The organism is Hoeflea ulvae, assembly GCF_026619435.1.
GTDB classification, from domain to species: Bacteria; Pseudomonadota; Alphaproteobacteria; order Rhizobiales; family Rhizobiaceae; genus Hoeflea; species Hoeflea ulvae.
Genome location: NZ_JAOVZQ010000001.1, coordinates 1,545,767 through 1,566,907 on the forward strand (window position 1 = coordinate 1,545,767; position 21,141 = coordinate 1,566,907).

The 21,141-nt window shown below is 63.2% G+C and carries 21 protein-coding genes; 19 read left to right on the forward strand and 2 right to left on the reverse strand.

The annotated features are described in order from the left end of the window. Positions 1-56 precede the first annotated feature (56 nt). From OEG82_RS07180 to OEG82_RS07195, 3 genes are read left to right on the forward strand one after another with little or no spacing between them, the layout of a single operon-like run. Positions 57-1,004, forward strand: coding sequence for a 3-hydroxyacyl-CoA dehydrogenase NAD-binding domain-containing protein (locus OEG82_RS07180; protein WP_267611750.1), 948 nt, complete (start codon positions 57-59; stop codon positions 1,002-1,004). Then, a complete protein-coding gene (locus OEG82_RS07190) occupies positions 994-2,673 on the forward strand; it encodes a 2Fe-2S iron-sulfur cluster-binding protein (protein ID WP_324288940.1) in 1,680 nt (559 codons plus the stop codon). The genes OEG82_RS07180 and OEG82_RS07190 overlap by 11 nt, the downstream gene beginning before the upstream one ends. Then, on the forward strand, positions 2,660-3,787 hold the full coding sequence (locus OEG82_RS07195; protein ID WP_267611751.1) for an NAD(P)/FAD-dependent oxidoreductase: 1,128 nt from the start codon (positions 2,660-2,662) through the stop codon (positions 3,785-3,787). Before OEG82_RS07190 ends, OEG82_RS07195 begins: the two co-directional genes overlap by 14 nt. Here the strand turns inward: OEG82_RS07195 and OEG82_RS07200 are convergent. Then, positions 3,777-4,658: an IclR family transcriptional regulator domain-containing protein gene (locus tag OEG82_RS07200; RefSeq protein WP_267611752.1), complete on the reverse strand. Its 882-nt coding sequence runs from the start codon at positions 4,656-4,658 to the stop codon at positions 3,777-3,779. The two genes, OEG82_RS07195 and OEG82_RS07200, sit on opposite strands and share 11 nt — an antisense overlap. Before the next feature lie 171 nt (positions 4,659-4,829). Here OEG82_RS07200 and OEG82_RS07205 point away from each other — a divergent pair, with 171 nt between their 5' ends. The 16 genes from OEG82_RS07205 to OEG82_RS07280 all read left to right on the forward strand — a co-directional run bounded on the left by OEG82_RS07205 (position 4,830) and on the right by OEG82_RS07280 (position 19,992). Continuing rightward, positions 4,830-6,164, forward strand: a complete 1,335-nt coding sequence (locus OEG82_RS07205; protein ID WP_267611753.1) for an ABC transporter substrate-binding protein — start codon at positions 4,830-4,832, stop codon at positions 6,162-6,164. A gap of 55 nt (positions 6,165-6,219) precedes the next feature. After that, positions 6,220-7,116, forward strand: coding sequence for a carbohydrate ABC transporter permease (locus tag OEG82_RS07210; protein ID WP_267611754.1), 897 nt, complete (start codon positions 6,220-6,222; stop codon positions 7,114-7,116). Continuing rightward, positions 7,113-7,934: a carbohydrate ABC transporter permease gene (locus tag OEG82_RS07215; RefSeq protein WP_267611755.1), complete on the forward strand. Its 822-nt coding sequence runs from the start codon at positions 7,113-7,115 to the stop codon at positions 7,932-7,934. Before OEG82_RS07210 ends, OEG82_RS07215 begins: the two co-directional genes overlap by 4 nt. 2 nt (positions 7,935-7,936) lie before the next feature. Continuing rightward, entirely contained in the window at positions 7,937-9,031 is a 1,095-nt protein-coding gene (locus OEG82_RS07220) for an ABC transporter ATP-binding protein (protein ID WP_267611756.1), read from the forward strand. Positions 9,032-9,074: 43 nt separating this feature from the next. Next, the gene (locus OEG82_RS07225; RefSeq protein WP_267611757.1) at positions 9,075-9,995 is read left to right on the forward strand and encodes a dihydrodipicolinate synthase family protein; all 921 of its coding nucleotides are present in this window, start codon (positions 9,075-9,077) and stop codon (positions 9,993-9,995) included. A 15-nt stretch (positions 9,996-10,010) separates the two neighbouring features. Beyond that, positions 10,011-10,793 carry an SDR family oxidoreductase gene (locus OEG82_RS07230; protein WP_267611758.1) on the forward strand — a complete coding sequence of 261 codons (783 nt, stop codon included), beginning with the start codon at positions 10,011-10,013 and terminating at the stop codon, positions 10,791-10,793. Further along, positions 10,793-11,503, forward strand: a complete 711-nt coding sequence (locus OEG82_RS07235) for an SDR family oxidoreductase (protein WP_267611759.1) — start codon at positions 10,793-10,795, stop codon at positions 11,501-11,503. The genes OEG82_RS07230 and OEG82_RS07235 overlap by 1 nt, the downstream gene beginning before the upstream one ends. Then, positions 11,500-12,882 (forward strand): aminotransferase, encoded by a 1,383-nt coding sequence (locus tag OEG82_RS07240; protein ID WP_267611760.1) that lies wholly within the window; start codon positions 11,500-11,502, stop codon positions 12,880-12,882. The genes OEG82_RS07235 and OEG82_RS07240 overlap by 4 nt, the downstream gene beginning before the upstream one ends. Positions 12,883-12,942: 60 nt before the next feature. Then, positions 12,943-14,388, forward strand: a complete 1,446-nt coding sequence (locus OEG82_RS07245; RefSeq protein ID WP_267611761.1) for an NAD-dependent succinate-semialdehyde dehydrogenase — start codon at positions 12,943-12,945, stop codon at positions 14,386-14,388. A 275-nt stretch (positions 14,389-14,663) separates the two neighbouring features. Continuing rightward, entirely contained in the window at positions 14,664-15,665 is a 1,002-nt protein-coding gene (locus tag OEG82_RS07250; RefSeq protein WP_267611762.1) for a LysR family transcriptional regulator, read from the forward strand. Positions 15,666-15,787: 122 nt separating this feature from the next. After that, positions 15,788-15,868 (forward strand): pyrroloquinoline quinone precursor peptide PqqA, encoded by an 81-nt coding sequence (pqqA, locus tag OEG82_RS07255; protein WP_267614890.1) that lies wholly within the window; start codon positions 15,788-15,790, stop codon positions 15,866-15,868. Positions 15,869-15,898: 30 nt separating this feature from the next. After that, complete coding sequence (gene pqqB, locus OEG82_RS07260; protein WP_267611763.1) at positions 15,899-16,825, forward strand: pyrroloquinoline quinone biosynthesis protein PqqB; 927 nt, start codon at positions 15,899-15,901, stop codon at positions 16,823-16,825. After that, positions 16,822-17,586: a pyrroloquinoline-quinone synthase PqqC gene (gene pqqC, locus OEG82_RS07265; protein ID WP_425497558.1), complete on the forward strand. Its 765-nt coding sequence runs from the start codon at positions 16,822-16,824 to the stop codon at positions 17,584-17,586. Before pqqB ends, pqqC begins: the two co-directional genes overlap by 4 nt. Beyond that, positions 17,586-17,903: a pyrroloquinoline quinone biosynthesis peptide chaperone PqqD gene (gene pqqD / locus OEG82_RS07270; protein ID WP_267611764.1), complete on the forward strand. Its 318-nt coding sequence runs from the start codon at positions 17,586-17,588 to the stop codon at positions 17,901-17,903. Before pqqC ends, pqqD begins: the two co-directional genes overlap by 1 nt. Next, entirely contained in the window at positions 17,900-19,090 is a 1,191-nt protein-coding gene (pqqE, locus tag OEG82_RS07275) for a pyrroloquinoline quinone biosynthesis protein PqqE (RefSeq protein ID WP_267611765.1), read from the forward strand. Before pqqD ends, pqqE begins: the two co-directional genes overlap by 4 nt. Then, positions 19,087-19,992 carry an alpha/beta fold hydrolase gene (locus tag OEG82_RS07280; RefSeq protein ID WP_267611766.1) on the forward strand — a complete coding sequence of 302 codons (906 nt, stop codon included), beginning with the start codon at positions 19,087-19,089 and terminating at the stop codon, positions 19,990-19,992. Before pqqE ends, OEG82_RS07280 begins: the two co-directional genes overlap by 4 nt. Here the strand turns inward: OEG82_RS07280 and OEG82_RS07285 are convergent. Continuing rightward, positions 19,965-21,140: an insulinase family protein gene (locus OEG82_RS07285; protein ID WP_267611767.1), complete on the reverse strand. Its 1,176-nt coding sequence runs from the start codon at positions 21,138-21,140 to the stop codon at positions 19,965-19,967. The two genes, OEG82_RS07280 and OEG82_RS07285, sit on opposite strands and share 28 nt — an antisense overlap. Position 21,141: the final 1 nt, after the last annotated feature.

The window sequence follows — 21,141 nt, forward strand, 5'->3', positions numbered from 1 at the left end:
AGGGTATTCGTACATTTGTGCGTTATGTGAACGAAATTGACAAGAAGTGAAATGCCATGAGCCAGGAAGTCCATCTCGTCGTTCTCGGAGCCGGATCGATTGGCGTTTCCTTTGCGGCTGTTTTCCGGGATGCGGGTTTCTCGGTCACCATTTGTGATCCCGACCCGGCCCGGCGCGACGCTGCGGTTGAGGCTGTTGATGCCCAGAAGGCCGCCATCCGGCTTGCCAATCTTGAAAAAGGCGGAGCCGGGCCGTTGTCGGTTGTTGCCAGCGCCGATGATGTACTCGCCAAGGCCGCACTGGTCATCGAGGCCGGCCCGGAACGGCTTGAAGCCAAACAGGCAATTTTTGCGACCCTGCTTGCGCGCGCTGCGCCGGATACGATCCTCGCCACCGCATCCTCGGCAATCCCGATGTCGAGGATCCTGCCCGATCCCGCCGATCAGGCGCGCTGTCTTGTGGCCCATCCGGTCAACCCGCCCGCCGTCCTCCGCCTGATAGAATTGTGCCCGGCTCCCGCCACGACAGCCGCTGCCATGGAGCGGGCCGCCTCCCTGTTCGACCAGGCCGGTTTCCGGGCAGTGCGTCTGGGGCACGAGATCGAGGGCTTCGTGCTCAACCGGTTGCAGGGCGCGGTGCTGCGCGAAGCCTATCGCCTGGTCGATGGCGGGGTGATCGGCGCTGAGGATCTGGATGCGGTCATGCGGCTTGGCCTTGGCCCCCGCTGGGCCTTGTCCGGTCCGTTCGAGACGGCTGAGTTGAACACGCCTGGCGGCATTCGCGCGCATGCGGCGCGGATGGGCCCTGCCTACAAGGCGATGGGCGAAGCCCGTGGCGAAACCGGTTGCACCTGGTCCGAGCAACTGGTTTCGCAGGTAGAGGCCGAAAGGCGGGCAATTATGCCCCTGGAAGCCCTTCCGCAACGGGCCAACTGGCGTGTAAAGGCTGTCGCACGCCTGATTGCAGCCCGTGACGCGCTGCTGGGAGATGCAGATGAACGATGAACCGGTGACGATCGAATTTGACGGCAAGCCGGTCCGCGTCCGCGATGGCCAGTCGATCGCTGCAGCGCTGACAGAGGCGGGACAACGCCCGTTCAGAATGACGGTCAAAGGCGCGCAACGCGGCATGTTCTGCGGCATGGGTGTCTGCCAGGACTGTCTCGTCAGCGTGGACGGCGTACCGAACCAGCGTGCCTGCATGACGCCGGCGCGCCAGGGCATGCAGGTGGCCACACAGGTGGCGCTCGCACCGCTGACGGCACCGGCGGCATCACAAGCTGCTTCGTCGCCCGGTCGGAAGATTTCACCCGACGTGCTGGTCATTGGCGGCGGGGCAGGCGGGCTCAATGCCGCCATTGCGGCTGCCCGCTCGGGTGCAAGCGTGGTGGTGCTTGATGAGCGCAAGGTGCCGGGCGGACAATATTACAAACAGACGGCCGGATCCGCGCCCGGACTGGATGCACAGCAACGCGACGGTGCTGAACTGGTGGCGGCTGCCCTCTCCTCGGGTGTCGAAATTCTTACCCAGGTCGAGGTCTGGGGCGCCTTTGACGGGCTGCTGTTCATGGCCGAACACGCAGGCCGCGCAGTCGTCGCCCGACCCCGGACCGCGATCATCGCCACCGGCGCCTATGAGCGGCCCTGCATGGTGCCGGGCTGGACATTGCCGGGCGTGATGACAACCGGGGCGGCGCAGACCTTGTGGCGCAGCTACCGCACGCTGCCCGGCAAACGCATCGCCATCTGTGGATCCGGTCCGCTCAATCTGCAGGTCGCGATGGAACTTGCCCGTGGCGGGGCGGAAATCGTCGCAATCGCCGAGGCGGCCCGGTCGCCCTTCGCGCAACCGGTCGCTGCCGCCAGGATGGCCTTGTCAAATATGGAACTGGCCGGGCGCGGGCTTGCCATGACTGCGGGGCTGAGACGGCACGGCATCCATGTCTCCCACCAGACCAGCCTGACCGGCGTGGTGGAGGCGGAGGGCGGTCTGCTCGCGACATTCCGCAACAGCCGGGGGGCGGAGGTAAGCCATCTCGTCGATGCTGTCTGCATGAATGACGGCTTTGAGCCGCAGAACGAGATCCTGCGGCTGCTTGGCGCTCGGATGAATTACGATCCGGCTTTTGGCCACCTGCGTTGCCAGCGCAGCGACACCATGGAAACGAATGTGCCGCAGCTTTATGCGGTCGGCGACTGTGCCGGGCTCGGCGGCGCGCCCGCTGCAGGCGTCGAAGGCACGCTTGCCGGAATGGCGGCGGCATCGTTCTGCAAGGATGTTCCTCTGCCCGAGACCGGCGACCTGCAGCTTCGGCTTTCCAGGCACCGGCGTTTCCAGAAGCATCTGTGGAAGCTTTACGATATTGCACCGCGCGACCTCTCGGGGCAGACCGATGATCTCACCGTCTGCCGCTGTGAAGAGGTCTCGCTCGGCGAACTCCGCCAGGCGCTCGGCGCCAGGCCGGGGCACGCAGGCACTGTGAAGCGCGCCACCCGGGCAGGCATGGGCCGGTGCCAGGGCCGCTATTGCGGGCCGGTGACCGCACGCATTGTTGCGGCCCGGGATGACCGCGAGATCGAGGATCGCAGCTACTACGCGCCGCGGGTGCCGATCAAGCCGGTGAGCATTGCCGCAATCCTCGCCGCACAGGAGCTGCTGGATGGCGAAGATTGACATTCTGGTCATAGGCGGCGGCATTGTCGGGCTGACGGCCGCGATTGCGGCAGCCCGGGAGGGCGCCAGGGTCACTGTCATCGATGCGGCGATCAATGCCGGATCGACCGCCAATGCCGGAAGCCTGCATGTCCAGATGCAGAGCCGGTTCATCCGGCTCTATCCCGAACAGGCGCCCAATGTCGAAGCCTCGCTGCCGCTCTATCTGGAGGCGGTGAAGGAATGGGAACGGCTCGACGCCGAACTCGGGCCCTTCGAGCTGGTCCGCAAGGGCGGGCTGATGCTCGCCGAAAGCCAGGAGCAGATGGCGTTCCTGGAGAAAAAGGCCGCCCGGGAACGGCAGCGCGGGCTTACGGTGGAACTGCTTGACCGCCCGGCGCTTGACCGCCTCGCGCCGTGGCTCGGAGCACAGATCGTCGGCGCCGAACTGTGCCGCGATGAAGGCAAGCTCAATCCGCTTGTGGCGAACGTGAAACTGCGGCAACGCGCCGTCGCGCTCGGGGTCGAGTTCGGCATCGATCGCGCCGTTGAGCTTGTATCCCGCAGCGCGGTGACGGTGCTTTGCGCCAGTGGCGCGCGCTATGTTGCCGACCGGGTCATTCTCGCGGCGGCATGGGGCGTGGGAGAGCTGGTCAAGGGGCTGGGACTGCATCTTCCTGTGAATGCGGAACCCCTGCACATGAATATCACCGAAGCCGGGGCAGGGCAGATCAATCATCTTGTTCAGCATGCCGAGCGCACGATCACGCTCAAGCAGTTCGGATCGGGACAGATCGTCATCGGCGGTGGCTGGGCTGCCCAAAGCCGCGGCAATGTACAAGTCCCGGCCGTTCTGGCCGATTCCATGCTTGGCAATGTCGCGCTGGCAGCGCGGCTGGTTCCGGCGATCGGCCATTTGCGGGTGATCAGAACCTGGGCGGGAATGAACACCACCCTCGATGGCATGTCGTTGCTGGGCGCCGTGCCGGGTGTGGAACGGGTGATCATGGCCATCCCAGGAGATGCCGGCTATACGCTGGGACCGCTGTGCGGCAGGACCGCCGCCTGCCTCGCTCTTGCCCACACGCCGTCCATCGATGTCGAACGGCTTTCGGCGCGCCGCTTCAGTGCTTGAGAGCCTGTGAAATCGTGGCTGCCGTCTGCTGCAGCTTGGGCAGGACGGTTTCGATCATGGTCTCGGCGCTCATCCGCAATGTCGGCGCGCCGACATTGATGGCGCCGACAAGCCCGCCGAAGGAATTGCGCAGCGGAACCGCAATCGACAGCAGGCCTTTTTCCAGTTCCTGATCAACGATGGACCAGCCGGTGTCGCGGACGGTTTCGAGTATCTTGCGAAATTCGGTGCGGTCGGTCACGGTGCGGTCGGTCAGGGCGACCAGCGGGATGTTCTGGATGATGCCGGGCCACATTTCTGCCGGCTGTGCCGCCAGCAGGACACGGCCCGTAGCTGTGGCGTGAGCCGCAAAGCGTGCGCCGACGGTTATGCCGACCGTGATGACGCGATGATATTGTGTGCCGCTGACATAGACGACCTCGAACTTGTCGAGAACCGCTGCGGAAACCGATTCGCGGATTTCCTCGGAAAGATGATCGAGAAAGGGCCGCGCGATGTCCCATGCGCCTTTCGACGACAGTACCGAATATCCCAGTTCCAGGACCTGCGGCGTCAGATCGAAAAGCTTGCCGTCGGCCACGGCATAGCCTTCATGCACGAGCGTCAGCAAGATCCGCCGGGCGCCGGCCCGCGTGTTGCCGGTCTCGGCCGCCACCTCGGAAAGCGTCATCTTGCGCCGGGTGCGGTTGAAGGCGCGCAGCACTTCAAGCCCGCGCGCCAGCGAGCTTACATAGTCTCTCGGATTGAGGCCGCCGCCCTCGCTGTCCTGAGTCCAGTCCGAGGATGCCGTCATCAGACCGGTGCGCTGATCGGATTTTGGGCCCATCGCACCGCCTTCGGCCTGATTGTCAGTTCCGGGTTTCCGCCCCATGAGTTCACTCCCCGCGCACATTTGTAACTTTCCGCATCGCCATAGCATACGTCTTTGCAAGGTCGCAGCTGAAAAATTTGAAAATGACCACTTGCCACCTGATCGAAAAATGGTGTTATATCGCACAAGAGTACGCTATGTGAACAAAAACCATCAACGGAGGGAACGACAATGAGCAACTCGGGGAATGGAATTTTCAACGTAACACGGCGCGGCGCCATCAAGGGGTTGGCGGCTTCGACACTTTTGAGCACCCTTCCGGTGCGGGCATGGGCCGAGGACGTGACCCTGCGCTGGTGGTCGCCGCAAGGATCGCCGGATCAGGTCGCTGCCTACAAGTTCCAGATCGAGCAGTTCGAGGCAATGCACCCCGGCGTCAAGGTCGTTTTTGAAACAACGTCGGATGAAGGCTATGCGCCGCAGCTCGCCGCCGCCTTCTCGAGCGGTGAAGTCCCCGATGTGGTCACCCACCTGCCGTCGTTCTCCGTGGCCAGCTATTACGCAAATGGCCTGGTCGAACCCTTCGATGATGTGATCGAGGCGATTGGCGCAAGCGACTATTATCCTGGCGCCAATGATGTCTTCAAGGCCGCTGACGGCAAGTATTTCGGTACCGGTATCGGCAACACGGCGGCCAACATGCTGTGGCTGCGCAAGGACCTGATGCAGGCCGCAGGTGTCGACAAGGCGCCGGAGACCTGGGACGAACTGCGCGCCGCCTGCCAGGCGATGCAGGGCGGAGGCGTCTATGGCGCACCGCTGCCCTATGGCCGCAACTCGATGACCTCGCTGATCTTTATCGGCGTCATCCACCAGGCCGGCGGACAGGTGTTCACGCCGGATCTTGAAGTCGACATCGACAGCGAAGCCACCCGCGCCGCCCTGGACTTCTACGGGTCCATGCGTGAACTGTGCCCTCCCGGCGCCACCAACTACAGCTGGGGCGAAAGCCTGACCGCTTTCGTCAGCGGCGCATCCGCAACCGGTATCTATGCCGGGCGCGTGCTCGCCAATGTCAATGCGCAGAATCCTGACATCGCCGACAGCGTCACCTGCGCGACCTATCCGCGGATTTCCACCGACGTGGCACCGTGGACATTCAACGACTTCCCGAGCGTCTTCATTCCGGCTCAGTCCAAGAACAAGGACGCGGCCAAGATGTTCGCCGCCTTCCTGTTCAATCCCGAAGGCTACATCAAGCAGCTGCATGCAGCCCCCGGCCATGTGCTTCCCGTGCTGAAATCCATCAGCACCAATCCGATGTACCTCGATAATCCGATCATCAAGAAGTACGAGGCGGAAGTCGACCTGATGGCGTCGGCTTCGGCCGGTGGATACAATCTCGGCTATGAATCGTCGGCCCACAAGTCGAATGAAAAGGGCGGCGAAGTGGTCGGAAGCGGCGTGATCGCCGACCTGGTCCAGCGGGTTGTGCTCAACGGCGAAAACGTTGACACGGTGCTCAGCGAGACATCCCAGTCAATCGAAGCCATAATGAAGGGCTGAGATCGAAACCCGTGCGGCGGCGAATACCCGCCGCCGCACGTTTATGAGTGGAACCATGATCAAAAACCAGAAAGCAAAGCTGGAGCGGCAATACGCCACTCTCGGCATGATGTTGATTGCGCCCACCGTCCTGGTGTTCTGCGCGGTCATCGTCTATCCGTTGGTTTCAGCCATCTACCTGAGCTTGTTCGACATTTATACGCCGACGCTGCAGGGCGAATGGGTAGGCCTCGACAATTACCGCGAGCTTCTCGGCAAGGGCGAGTTCTGGACGTCGCTGCGCAACAACATCATCTGGACCGTCGGCACGCTCTCGTTGCAGATCCTGTTCGGGATCGGCATGGCGCTGGTGCTTCACCAGAACATCTGGTTTCGAAGCCTTGCGCGCAGCCTGATCCTGTTTCCCTATTTTGTCTCGACCGTGGTTGCCGTGCTCGTCTGGCGCTGGCTGTTCAACGATCTCTACGGCATTCTCAACCACCTGATGATGGCTGCCGGGCTGATCGACATGCCGATCGATTATCTTGGCTCGATGCCCAATGCGATGATCTCGGTCATCCTCGTCGGCGCCTGGAAGTATTTTCCCTTTGTGGTGATCGCCGTCCTGGCGCGGCTGCAGACCATTCCCGATGCGCTTTATGAAGCCGCCCGGATCGATGGCGCCGGCCCTGTCGCCCGCTTCTTCGACATCACGCTTCCGCAACTGCGCGATGTGCTTGTGGTCATCATCATGCTGCGCGCGATCTGGGACTTCAAGGAATTCGACCTGATCTTCCTGCTGACCGGCGGCGGTCCGGTGACCTCCACCCAGACGCTGCCCCTGCTGGTCTACAAGGAAGCCTTCTCGCTCAATCACATGGGCATGGCGGCAGCCTATGCGGTCACGATGATGGCTGTGATGCTGGTGTTCATGATCGTCTATATTCGCAAGACACGGGAGAAAGAGGCATGATCCGTCGCGTTCTCTTCAACCTGATGGCCTGGACCATCGTTCTGGCTGTTGCCTTTCCCCTGTTCTGGATGGTGGTGACCTCGCTCAAGCCCCAGTCGGAACTGTTCCGCCGTCCGCCGACCATCCTGCCCGAAACGCTGACTTTCGAGCACTATTGGCAGCTTCTGGTCGAAACCAACTTTCTGACCTATTTCCAGAATTCGGTTGTCCTGTCGGTCGCGACCACGGTCGTGGTGGTCTCGATCGCGACACTGGGCGCCTATTCGATCGTGCGCTTCAAATACTGGGGCCGGGAGAGCCTGGCATTCCTGGTGCTGTTTACCTATCTGCTGCCGTCGGTCGTGCTGATCATTCCGCTTTACCTGATGCTCGTCGGTCTCGGCCTGTCCAACACCATCCTGAGCCTGGTGATCGCCTACACCACCTTCGCGCTCCCTTATGCGCTGTGGCTGTTGCGGTCGTTCATGGCCGGGATTCCCGAGGACCTGGAATCGGCAGCGCTGGTGGATGGCGCGTCGCGCATGGGCGCCTTCCGTGATGTCATCCTGCCGCAGCTTCTGCCGGGCATCATCTCGACGGCGCTGTTTACCTTCATCCTCTCCTGGAACGAATATCTCTATGCGCTGGTGCTGGTGAATTCCGACAACACCCGGCCGCTCACAACCGGCGTGATGAACATGCTGATCTCGTCATTCAATGTCGAATGGTCGCTGCTGATGGCGGCCTCGGTGATGATGAGTGTTCCGCTGATCATCGTTTTCGCCTTCCTGCAAAGTTATCTAACCCGCGGCTTCGGCGCCGGCGGGGTCAAGGGTTGATCATGGCTGACGTAGTTTTCAACAATGTGCACAAGACCTTCGGTGATTTTATCGCCGTCGAGGGGCTCAACCTCTCCATTAACGAGGGCGAATTCGTCTCTCTGCTTGGTCCGTCAGGCTGCGGCAAGACCACGACACTGCGCATGCTTGCAGGGCTGGAATTTCCCAGTTCGGGTGAGATCAGCATCGGCGACCGCGTGGTCAATGATCTGCCGCCGGGCAAGCGCGACATCGCCATGGTGTTTCAGAGCTATGCGCTTTACCCGCATATGACGGTCGAGAAGAACATCGCCTATCCGCTCAAGAAGCGGGGCGTTCCGCGCGCCGAACAGGGCGCGATGATTGCCCGCGTCGCCGAAATGCTGCAACTGACCCCGCTCCTGTCGCGCAAGCCGAAGCAATTGTCAGGCGGACAGCAACAGCGGGTCGCGCTCGGCCGCGCGCTGGTGCGGGATCCGAAAGTGTTTCTGCTCGATGAGCCATTGTCCAATCTCGATGCAAAGCTCCGCGGAATCATGCGGGCCGAGCTGGTCGAACTGCATCAGCGGCTCGGCCGCACCATGGTCTATGTGACCCATGACCAGCTCGAGGCAATGACCATGTCGGACCGGATCGCGGTCATGTACGACAAGACGCTTCAGCAATTTGCCCCGCCGCAAGAGGTTTATCGCGAACCGGCCAACCGCTTCGTTGCCGGCTTTATCGGCATGCCCTCGATGAACCTCATAGACGGCGACCTTTCCCAAGGAGGTGGCCGGTGGGAATTCCGGTCGGGAGAAATTTCGATTCCGGTCGGACCATTGGTGGACGATGCCCAGGGCGGAGCTGCCTGTATCGGCGTGCGTCCGGAACATCTCGTTCTCGGCGAGGGACCGATCCCGGCCGTGGTCCGGCTGATAGAGAAGACCGGACACGAAAACATCGTGGTGGTCGAAATCAACGGCGGTCTGCGTCTGACCGGCCGTGTTCCGGCCAGCATCGAATGGCGGACCGGCGAGTCGATCCAGCTCTCGATCATGGCGGATGCCGCGCATGTCTTTGCTGCGGGCCCCACCGGCCGACGACTCAATGCGCCGCTGGGCAAGATGCACCCATGACCGCGCCCCATTCCAATAATGCTCTATTCTCAGGAGATCCAAGTTGAACCGTTCATCCGTCAATTGGTTCGGGCCGATGCCTGCAATTACCACGCCGTTCCGAGACGATCTCTCAATCGACGAACAGGCATTTGTCGCCAATATCGATCGCCTGTTTGAAAACGGCGCCACCGGCATGGTGGCGTCCGGCTGCACCGGGGAATTCTGGGCCATGAGCATGGCCGAACGTTCCCGGGTGGCCCGGCTGACAGTCGAGGCCTGCAAGGGCAAGGGGCCGGCAATCATCGGCACCGGAGCCATTCGCCCTGAAGATGTCATCGACCAGATCGATGCCGCCGGGGAAACCGGCGCCGATGGCGTTCTGGTGATGCCGCCCTTTTTCGCCCATCTCAGCGATGCCGAGATCATTGCTCATTTCGAGGCGGTGAACGACAAGGCGAGCCTGCCGATCCTGCTCTACAACATTCCGGGAAATGCAGGCAACGCCATCACTCCCGACATTGCCAGCCGGCTCGCGGATCTCGAGATGGTTGTCGGCATCAAGGAGAGTTCGGGAAGCTGGCGGAATTTCCATGCCACCCTCAATGCCGTGATCGACAAGTTGCTTGTGTTTTGCGGCCCGTCGTCGGTCTATGGCGTTCCCGCAACGCTCGCGGGCGCAGATGGCCTGATCGATTGTTTCCCCAATGTCTGGGCCAGGGGATGTCACGACCTTTGGCACGCAACCAAGGCAGGCCGAATGGACGAGGCCTGGGCGTTGCAGCGGACCGGGATGGAACTCACCGATCTGTTCACCACCGGCGGTCGCACGCTGTACCCGGCGACCAAGGCCGCGATGAACATTCTCGAACTGCCAGGCGGCGGCGTGCCGCGGCCACCACTGCTGCCATTGACAGGCGAGCCACTGGTCGGTCTGACCAGTGGGCTGGAAGCGCTGCTTTCACCTGTTTCGGAACCAGCCTGATCAAGGGAGATAGACATGGATTTAGGATTGAAGGGCCGCAAGGCCATCGTATCGGCCGCGAGCCGGGGACTTGGACTTGCCGCAGCGCGTTCGCTTGCCCGTGAAGGTGTCGCACTGACGATGAATGCGCGTTCGGCCGAGGCGCTGGAAAAGGCTGCGGCGGACATCAGATCGGAATTCGGCGTCGAGGTAACGGCGGTTGCTGCCGATTTCAACACTCCGGAGGGTCGCACCGCGATCCTGGAAGCCGCCGGCGAGGTCGATATCCTGGTCAACAATCCCGGCGTGCGGCAGGTTCCGACCCCCTATGCCAAGATCACCGGAGATGACTGGCGCTACTGGATGGAGACGCATTTCATGTCGTCTCTGGAGATGATCACCGCGGTGGCTCCGGGCATGCAGGCGCGCAAGTTCGGCCGCATCGTCAATATGTCGGTGAGCTTCATCAAGTTTCCCCAGGTGGGATTTGCGCACAGCCATGCGGCGCGTCTGGCGCTTTCGGGCGCCGTTGCGGCAATGTCGCGCGAACTGATGCCCGACAATGTGACGATCAACACCGTCTGTCCAGGCCTGTTCGACACCGATGCGCTGCACACCAACCTGCATGGTCATGCCAAGCGCGGCAACACCACCTATGAGGCGATTGTCGAAAACCGCCTGTCGACCTGCCCCGCCGGCCGGTTCGCTGATCCCAGCGAATGCGGCGATCTGATCGCGTTTCTGTGTTCGGCACAGTCCGGCTTCATGTCGGGCCAGAACATCGTCAATGATGGCGGCGTCTACCAGGGACTGTTTTGATGAGCCCGCGCATTGCCATGATTTCAGGCGCCGGCCGTGGCCTGGGTGCTGCGATTGCGGAGCGCCTGCTTGCCGATGGCTGGTCGCTGTCGCTAGGGATGCGTGACACGGGCGCAACCCAGGATGAATACGATGCCAAGGCGCCGGGGCGGGTGCTTTGCTGCCGCTTCGATGCCACGGACAAGGCCACGGCGCAGAGCTGGGTCGATCAGACGATCGAGCATTTCGGCCGGATCGATGCCCTGGTCAACAATGCCGGCATCCTGCGCATGGTCGATTTTGATCAGGGCAGCGAGGACGATCTCGATGATCTCTGGTCGGTCAATGTCAAGGCGCCGTTCCGGTTGATCCGGGCGGCATTGCCGCATCTCAGGACAACCGGGCAGGGGCGGGTGGTCAACATCGCCTCGACGGATGCCAAGCGGTTCAGGGGCGGCACCTCGGTTGGCTATTCCATGACCAAGCACGCGCTTCTGGCCATGACCCAGGCCGTGCGCTTTGCCGGCTGGGACGAGGGCTTGCGCGCCACCGCCATGTGTCCTGGCGCGATCGACACCGACCTGATCGCCAATGCCCCGTCGGCCACGCCCAAGGCTGACCGCCTGACGCCCGAAACGGTCGCAGGCATGGTCGCCTTCGTTCTGGCGTTGCCGAACCAGGCGTCTGTTCCCGAATTTATCAGCAACACGAGGCTGGAGAGCCTGATATGAACCTGGTCAACCCGATCAATGATGAACTTGCCGCCTGGGATCGCGATTGCCTGCTGCATCCCACGACGCACACCGCCAACCACGCCCGCGGCGACGTGCCGGGCCGGATCATCACCGGCGGCAAGGGCGTCTTTGTCGAAGACCGGGACGGCAACCGCTTCCTTGATGCCTTTGCCGCGCTCTACTGCGTCAATGTCGGCTATGGTCGCAGCGAAATCGCCGACGCGATGAATGCCCAGGCGCAGGAGCTTTCCTTCTTTCATTCCTTTGCCGGTCACGGCAACAAGCCGGCCATCACGCTGGCCCGGATGATCATGGACCGTGCGCCGGATCACATGGCCCGGGTCTATTTCGGCCTGTCCGGCTCGGATGCCAACGAAACCAATGTCAAGCTCGCCTGGCATTACAACATCCTGCGCGGCAAGCCGGAAAAGCGGAAGATCATCAGCCGCTGGCGGGCCTATCACGGGTCAGGGATCGTTTCGGGGTCGATGACCGGGCTCAAGGCCTACCATGCCCGCTTTCACCTGCCGCTGGACGGGTTCCTGCACGCGGACACGCCGCATTACCTGCGCCGCGAAGACGCTTCGATGACCGAGGCGGCGTTCACGGACAAACTGATTGCAGACCTCGAAGCCTTGATCCTGGCGGAGGGACCCGAAACCATCGCAGCCTTCATCGGCGAGCCGGTGATGGGCACAGGCGGCATCCTGCCGCCGCCCGAGGGCTACTGGAAACGGGTGCAGGAGCTGCTCAACCGCCACGACATTCTGCTGATTTCAGATGAAGTCGTCACCGGGTTCGGCCGCACCGGCAGCATGTTCGGTGCGACCCATTATGGCCTCAAACCTGATTTCATGACCGTCGCCAAGGGATTGACCAGCGCCTATGCGCCGCTGTCGGGTTCGATCATTTCGCAGCGCGTGTTCGATGTGTTGATGCAGGGCTCGGATGATTTCGGTGCGCTGGCGCATGGATGGACATACTCGGCGCATCCGGTGAGCTGTGCTGCCGGAATTGCCACGCTCAATCTGGTCGATGAACTCGGCCTGCTGGAAAACGCATCCACCACCGGCCCCTATCTGCTTGCACAATTGCGGGATGCCGTCGGAAGCCACACCAATGTGGCGGAGGTCCGTGGCGTTGGCCTGATGGCTGCCGTCGAGTTCATGGAAGATCCCGGCGCGCGCAAATGGTTCGAGCCTCCGATGAGCATCAGCGGCAAGATTTCCGCGGCCATGCAACGGCGCGGCGTTATTGCCCGGCCGATGCCGGAGGGCGACATCATCGGGTTCGCGCCGCCGCTGTGCATCACCCGCCAGGAGGTTGACCGCGTGGTCGAGGCGCTGCGCGAGGCGGTGCAGGAAACCCTCGGCTGATCCGGCCATTTGAAATGCTTTGGCCGGCACGGCCTCCAGAACCACGAAATGGAATGCAACATGTCGCACGCAAGCCTTGTCCGCCAGGAAAACCTCATCGCCGGAAGCTGGGTTTCCGCTGACTCGGGACGAACCATTGATGTCACCAATCCGGCCGATGGTTCGGTGATTGCAACGGTGCCCAATTGCGGCGCCGGGGAAACACGCCGCGCCATTGAAGCGGCCCATGCCGCTTTTCCGGCCTATGCCGCCCTGCCGCTCAACGAGCGTGTTGCACTGCTGCGCCGTCTGCACCAGCTGATCCTCGACAATCTCGAAGGCCTGGCGTCGCTGCTGACGGCGGAGCAGGGCAAGCCGCTGGCGGAATCACGCGCCGAGGTCGGCTCCTCGGCGGCCTATGTGCTCTGGTTTGCCGAAGAGGCCCGGCGCACCGATGGCTCCGTCATTCCAGCGCCGGTGCGAGGCCGCAAGCTGATGACCACACGCCATCCGGTCGGTGTCGTGGCCGCGATCACGCCGTGGAATTTCCCGTCTTCCATGCTGGCGCGGAAAATCGGCCCGGCGCTCGCTGCCGGATGCACCGTGGTGGTCAAGCCGGCCAGTGCCACCCCGTTGTCAGGCCTTGCCTGGGGACATCTGGCCGAACTCGCCGGTTTCCCCTCCGGCGTGGTCAATGTGCTCACCGGTTCGGCGCGCGAGATCGGCGGCGAAATCACCGGCAACAAGCTGGTCCGCAAGATCACCTTTACCGGCTCGACCGAAATCGGCAAGCAGATCCTGCGCGAGGCCGCGGGCACGGTCAAACGCGTGTCGATGGAACTGGGCGGCAATGCGCCGTTCATCGTCTTTGACGATGCCGATCTCGACCGTGCGGTCGAAGGCGCGCTGATCGCGAAATTCCGCAATGCCGGCCAGACCTGCATCTGCACCAACAGGCTCTACGTCCAGTCGGGCATCTATGACCGGTTCACGAAACGCTTTGCCGAGCGGGTTGCCGCGCTCAACGTCGCGCCCGGCAACGAGGATGGCGCCGAACAGGGGCCGATGATCGATGAAGCGGCGCTGGCCAAGATGGAGGAGCTCGTCGGCGACGCCCTGTCCAAGGGTGCGAAGGTCGTCACCGGCGGCGACCGTCACGCCCGCGGCGGTCTGTTTTACGCCCCGACGGTGCTGTCGGATGCAAGCAGCGACATGCGTTTCACCCGCGAGGAAATCTTCGGGCCGGTTGCGCCTGTCTATCGTTTCGAGAGCGAAGACGAAGCAATCGCCGCTGCCAATGACACCGACTATGGCCTTGCGGCCTACGCCTATACCCAGGACCTGGCGCGGATGTTCCGCCTGCAGGACCAGCTCGAATATGGCCTGATCGGCATCAATGAAGTGCTGATCGTCAGCCCCGAGGCGCCCTTTGGCGGGCTGAAGGAATCCGGCCTGGGCAAGGAAGGCAGCTGGCAAGGCATCGACGATTATCTCGACACAAAATACACCTGCATCGGCGGGCTCTGAGCCGGCCTGGGGGCTGTGGTCACGCGGCCCCCTCTTCGGCAAGGTAATGTCCTGTTCTGCGGCTCTCCAAAGGCTAGCGCTCCTGCACCGCACGGCTCTCAGGGCTGACCAAGGTCGGTAGTGCGGCCAAAAAACCGTGTGCTACATTGGCCTGTGTCAATGGCAGCGCCGCTGCGAGAACCCTTGGACAGAGCGAGTCGAGCAGCATGGCAGGCGCCGGAAAATCCATCTCCCTCGTGTCTGCCGATCCCGCCGGCCCGACCCCGCACGACGGCATGAACGATATGCCGCGGCTTGGCGGCGAGATTTCGCCGCGCCGGCTGCAGATCTTTTGGGCGGTGGCGCATGTCGGCTCGATGACCAAGGCGGCCAAGATGCTCGGGGTCACCCAGCCGTCCCTGTCACAGCAGTTGAGCAGTCTCGAGGCAAGCGTCGGCTATCCGCTGTTTGAGCGCCGGTCCAACGCCATGCACCTGACCGAACTGGGCATCACCTTGTTGCCCAAGGCCGAGCATGTGCTGCGCAGCCTGCAGGAACTGGAAGACGAAGTCGCCCAGGGCAGCGGCGCACCGCGCCACACGGTGCGCATCGCCGGCGCCACGTCTGCAATGCGCACCATCGTTCCGCCGGCGCTGCTGGCGATCGGGCGCAGCCTGCCCAATCTGGACTTCGACCTGCATGAGGGCTCGCCGGGCGAAGCGCTCGATCTTCTCTATGCCAGGCGCGTCAATCTCGGCATTCTGGCAGCAGCGGCGGCGATGGAACTGAGCGCCGGCTTCCAGCAGACCACCATCCATGAGGACCCCTATGTGCTCATCGTGCCTGACGAGATCGACCTCGGCGATGTCGGCGATCCGGTCCGTGAACTGTCGCCGGGAAACCTGCACCTGCTCAACAGCACCGTGCAATTCGTCTACGGGACCCAGCACACGCGGCTGATCCAGGACTGGTATGATGCCGTGTTGCCAAACAACCGCGTCACCGCCCGCGCCCGCAGTTTCGAGCTCGCGATCGAAATGGTCCGGCACCGGCTCGGGGTCTGTGTCGCCCCGGCCCTGTCAGTTGCCGGAAACGGCGGCAGCAAGGGGCTGCGGGTCTATCACACCGGGCTTGAAGCGCGGCGGGTGGCAGCGATCTACCCTTCGCAATACCGTCGCCAGGAGCCCTATGCGCAGTTGATCGACCAGCTTGAAAGTGCTGGCAGCCGGATCGAATTGCCGGCATGCGAGCCGATACCGCCCTTCGTCGCCGCAGTCACCGGCCACCGGCGGACATAGGCGCGGGTTATGGCAGCTATAGATTGTCGCGCCTTCGTCATCCTGATTAGCTGATCAGGCAGGATTACTCCTGCAGACCAGATCCGTCCCAAACGGGCGGACTATATCCGGAGGAAAATGCAATGGCTTGGAAAACACCGAAAGTTGCCGAAGTTCAGGTTGGCATGGAAATCAACATGTACGCCTGCGCAAAGCAGAAGTGATCTGTTGCCTGCTGCGGGAGGCCGGACACGATGCTGCGCATCATAGTTTTGGGGTCCGCAGCAGGCGGCGGAATACCTCAGTGGAACTGCAACTGCGTGACCTGCCGGGTCGCGCGTGATGCACCGGACATGCACAGCGGACAGGTTTCGCTGGCCGTCTCGGCCGATGACGGACGCCACTGGTTCCTGATCAATGCCTCGCCGGACTTGCGTCAGCAAGTGCTTGCGACACAGCAATTGGCGCCATCAGTCGGACATGTCCGCCACACTCCGATTGCTGGGGTGATCCTGACCAATGGCGAGGTCGATGCGGTGGCGGGATTGCTGTCGATGCGCGAAGGCTCGCCCTTTGCCATCCACGCCAATGCCCGGGTGCTGGACATTCTCGCTGCCAACCCGATCTTCAATGTTCTCAACCCCGAGCGGGTCAAGCGGCTGCCAATGCCGCTGGACGAGCCTTTTGAGCCCGTCTTGCCGGACGGGACCGGCTCGGGGCTCGAGGTGACGGCTTTCGAGGTTCCGGGCAAGGTGGCCTGGTATCTCGAACGGGACGCCAGCATTCCGCGCTACACACCCGGCGACACCGTCGGGCTGACGCTGCGGGCCCGCACCGGCGGCCCGGAAGTGCATGTTCTGACAGCCTGCGCAGGGGTGACGCCCGATCTGGCTAAGCGGCTGCGCGGTTCGGCGCTGGTGTTTTTCGACGGCACGTTGTGGCGTGACGACGAGATGATCGAGGCGGGGCTGGCGCAAAAGACCGGGCAAAGCATGGGGCATCTGTCGATGTCGGGTCCCGACGGGACCATTGCCTTGCTCGAGCCGCTGGCGATTGACCGCAAGGTCTTTGTTCACATCAACAATTCCAACCCGGCGCTGCTGCCGGGTTCACCCGAGCGGCAGGCGGTCGAGGCCGCCGGTTGGATCATGCCCGAATTGGGCCAGGAGTTCGCGACGTGACCGCTCAAACCGCCATCCCGACCGAGCCGAACGAACCCCTGGACAGCCCCGAGGCGCTGGAGCGCCGGCTGCGCTGGATCGGCGCCACCCGCTATCATTCGCTGCACCCGTTTCACAAGCTGTTGCACGGCGGCAAGCTGAACAAGGGCCAGGTTCAGGCCTGGGCGCTGAACCGCTATTATTACCAGAGCACTATCCCGCTCAAGGATGCGGTGGTGCTGAGCCGGTTTCGCGATCGGCAGATACGGCTCGAATGGCGGCACCGGATCGAGGACCATGACGGTTCGTTTGACAGCGAAGGCGGGATCGAACGCTGGCTGCAACTGACCGACGGTCTGGGACTGGACCGGGCTTACGTTGAATCGACGGATGGCATTCTGGCGGCAACACGGTTCGCGGTCGACGCCTATGTGCATTTCGTTCGCGACAAGACTCCGCTCGAGGCCGTTGCTTCGTCGCTGACCGAGCTGTTCGCGCCAAACCTGCATGAAGAGCGGATCGCCGGCATGTTGCAGCATTACGACTTCATCAGCCCGGCGGTGATGACCTATTTCAAGCGGCGTCTGGATCAGGCGCCGCGCGATGCCGAGTTCGCGCTAAATTATGTCATGGAACATGCCCGGACCCCGGCCGAACGCCAGGCGGTGTGCGGCGCGCTGACCTTCAAGACCGACTGTCTCTGGGTCCAGCAGGACGCGCTTTACCATGCCTATGTCACCGGCATGATCCCGGCGGGCGCCTTCCGGCCCGAGGCGGCGTGATGAATGCCGGCGTCCGCCCTGTCCGACCCATCATCACCGCGCAGTCGGTGCCGTTTCTGCCGCGCCATGTGATCCTGCGCCACGACAAGCTGCGGGCGCGCTGGCTGATCCTGGTGCCCGAGCGGGTGCTGGTGCCCGAAGACACGGCAGTCGCTGTGCTGCAACTCGTCGACGGACAGCGCAGTGTCGCCGACATCGCCGCGGAACTCGCCGCTGCTTACACTGCCCCGGTCGATCTGATCCTGGCTGACAGCATCGCGCTGTTGCAGGACCTGGCCGACAAGGGCTTCATGGCAACCGTATCGGAGCGCACATGACTGAGGTTTCCCTTCCCCCGGACGATGGCGATCCACCCGACGACGATTTCCAGCTGATCAACAAGGCCGGCGACGCCGAGCGCCATGACCATGGCATCCCGCTGGCGGTTCTGGCCGAACTGACCCATCGATGCCCGCTGCAATGTCCCTATTGCTCGAACCCGCTGGAACTCGAAAGTGCTTCCAACGAGCTCGGCACCGCGGATTGGCTGCGGGTGATCGAGGAGCTGGCCGAGATCGGCGTGCTGCAGATCCATTTTTCCGGCGGCGAGCCGACGGTGCGCAAGGATTTGGTGCAACTGGTGGCAAAGGCCACCGAGTGCGGACTCTATTCGAACCTCATCACCTCGGCTGTCATGCTCGACCGCGCCAAGCTGGCGGCATTGGCCGAGGCCGGGCTGAAACACGTGCAGATCAGCTTTCAGGGCGCCGAGTCCGGTGTCGCCGATCGGGTTGGCGGCTTCCGCAATGGCCATGCCAAGAAGCTGGCGGTGGCCGGATGGACCCGCGAACTGGATCTGCCGCTCACCGTCAATGCGGTGATGCACCGGCAAAACCTGCACCAGCTGCCAGACATCATCGAGATGGCCTATGAACTCGGCGCAGCAAGGATCGAGGTTGCCAATGTCCAGTATTACGGCTGGGCGCTAAAAAACCGCCAATCGCTGATGCCCAGTCCCGGGCAGGTCGACGACTGCGTGCGCGTGGTCGAGGAAGCCCGGGCGCGCCTTGAGGGTCAAATGGAGATCGATTTCGTCATTCCCGATTATTATGCACTGCGCCCGAAACAATGCATGGGCGGCTGGGGGCGGCAGTTCTTCAACATCTCGCCCGCCGGCAAGGTGCTGCCATGCCACGCCGCCGAAACCATCACCGATCTGCGTTTTGACTCTGTTCGTGACCATTCGCTGGCCTGGATCTGGGAGCATTCGCCGGCGTTCAACACCTATCGCGGCACCGGATGGATGCCCGATCCGTGCAAGAGTTGCGAATTCAAGGAAGTCGATTTCGGCGGTTGCCGCTGCCAGGCCTATGCGCTGACCGGCAATGCCGGAAACACCGACCCGGCTTGCGCCAAGTCGCCGCTGCACGCCGATATCTTTGCGCTCGCCGAAGCCGAATCTCTCGGCGATCAGAACCGGTTCGTGTACCGCAATTTCTCCGGCGGGCTCGAAGAAGTCGAATGACCAGTGACGGCTTCCATCTGGACGTCGGCGACGGTCACGCGATCTGGGTTGCGCCCTGGGGCAATCCGGACGGGGTGCCGGTGGTGTTTTTGCATGGCGGACCGGGCAGCGGCTGCGCGCCCTCGGCCCGTGGGCTGTTTGATGCCGCGCGATGCCGGGTGATCTTCATCGATCAGCGTGGCGCCGGGCGAAGCCTGCCCGCCCGCGCCCGCCATGCCAATACGACACAGCATCTGATCGAAGATATCGAACGCGTGCGCCAGTATCTCAAGATCGAGCGCTGGCTGGTTGTCGGCGGATCCTGGGGGGCGACGCTGGGCCTTGCCTATGCGCAGGCGCACCCGTCCCGGGTGACCGGGCTGGGGCTGCGGGCGGTGTTTCTGGGAACCAGGGCCGAGCTTGTCTGGGCGCTCGATACGGCCCTTGCAGCGTTTCATCCCGCGCTTCATCAGGCGCTCTACGCACCGCTGACCGAAGACGAACGCCGCGCGCCGCTGACCGCCATCTGGCAGCGGATTCTCGATCCCGATCCGGCGGTGCATACCGCCACGGTCCGCGCATTCTATCGGGCGGAACGGGCCTTGTCGGAATTGCATCCGGCTCAGCCGGGTCCCGACACGGATCATCTGCCGGCCAGCCCGTTCCTCGAAGCGCATTACTTCCTCAATGACTGCTTCCTGCCGCCCGATTCGCTCTTGCAAAGCGCGGCAAGTCTCGCGGGTATCCCCGGCATTCTGGTGCAAGCAAGGCTGGATCTGCTCTGTCCACCTGTGATGTCACATCGGCTGGCAGCGCTCTGGCCGGATTCAGAAATCCGGATGGTCGAGGCCGCAGGCCATTCCGTCGGGCACGAGCAGGTCTTCGCCGCCCTGCGTCAGGCGGTTTCGGACCTGACCGCCTGAGGCGTGACCTTGAAGGCGTCCGGTCTGGTCTGGAGTGCTGCCTGCAAGGTCGCAGCAGACCCCAACACCACCACGCCTGATCCGGACTGGGCCGCAGCCATCGCCTCGGCCAGCCGCGCCACATCGGCATCGCTGGAGCTCAAAATGCTCTCCAGGTCCGCCATACGGAAATCCTCTGTCATGCCCGTCAGATGCCGCTGAAACAGCGCCAGCATTTCGGCGCCCGCAGTCATGGGCCGGTCAAGCCGTGCCACCGCGCCGACGCGGTAGCGCTCCAGTGCATCCCCGCGCAAGCTGCGGGCGATCCAGGCCGGCGCTTCCGCCATCCTGTCGAGCGTTTGCAGCAATTGCGGATCGCGCGCCGAGATCTGGGTCAGCATGCCCGTGACCGGGTCGTGCCAGGCGCGCACCCCATAGGCGCCGCCGGCAACCCGCAGACTGTCCCAGAGCCAGCCGGTTTCAAGCGCATGCGCCGCCAGTGCCAGCGGCAGAGCCGGGTCCAGCTGTAATGACTGGCCGACGGTGTTGACAGGAAGGGCCACGGGGATCGCTTCGCGAACAGCGGGGTGTGCAAGTGGTGGCGGCAGCTCAGCGCCGTCGGGGCGGCCAATGCGTGTCAGCAAACCGTCCCAGTCGATCTCTTGCCCGCCGCTGACCGCCAGTCGCAGCCGGCTCTGCCCAAGCGCCTTTTCGCGCAAGGAAAGCAGTGAGGCGTGCAGCCGCTCCGGATCTCCCAGCTCAAACCGCCGCAGGGCGTCCTGGGTAGACAATCCGCGCATCATCTCGTTTGCCGCCCCCGCCGGACCGGAGGCGGCGCGCAGCCGCAAATCGGCAAGGATATGTCCGGCCCCCGCGGGCCGTGCGTCGGTGAGCGCAATTTCCTCGGCAAGCAGCGTCATGAGTGTTACCGGGTCCGGCAAGGGGCCGCAGGCAGCCGCTTCCAGCTGCGCCGCCAATGTTCCGGCCTTGGCCGGCAGCGCCTTGCCACGCAGGATCAGACAGGTGCCGAGCTTTCCTCCCGGTCCGGCCCCGGCCCAAAGCAAAGTCTCAAGCCCGCCGCGGCCGAGGCAGCGGGCCAAGAGCGGGGTCAGGGCGAGCTCCGCTTGCGTCAGCGCGGAAAGATCTAGCCCGAGGTCTGCCCGCAGCACA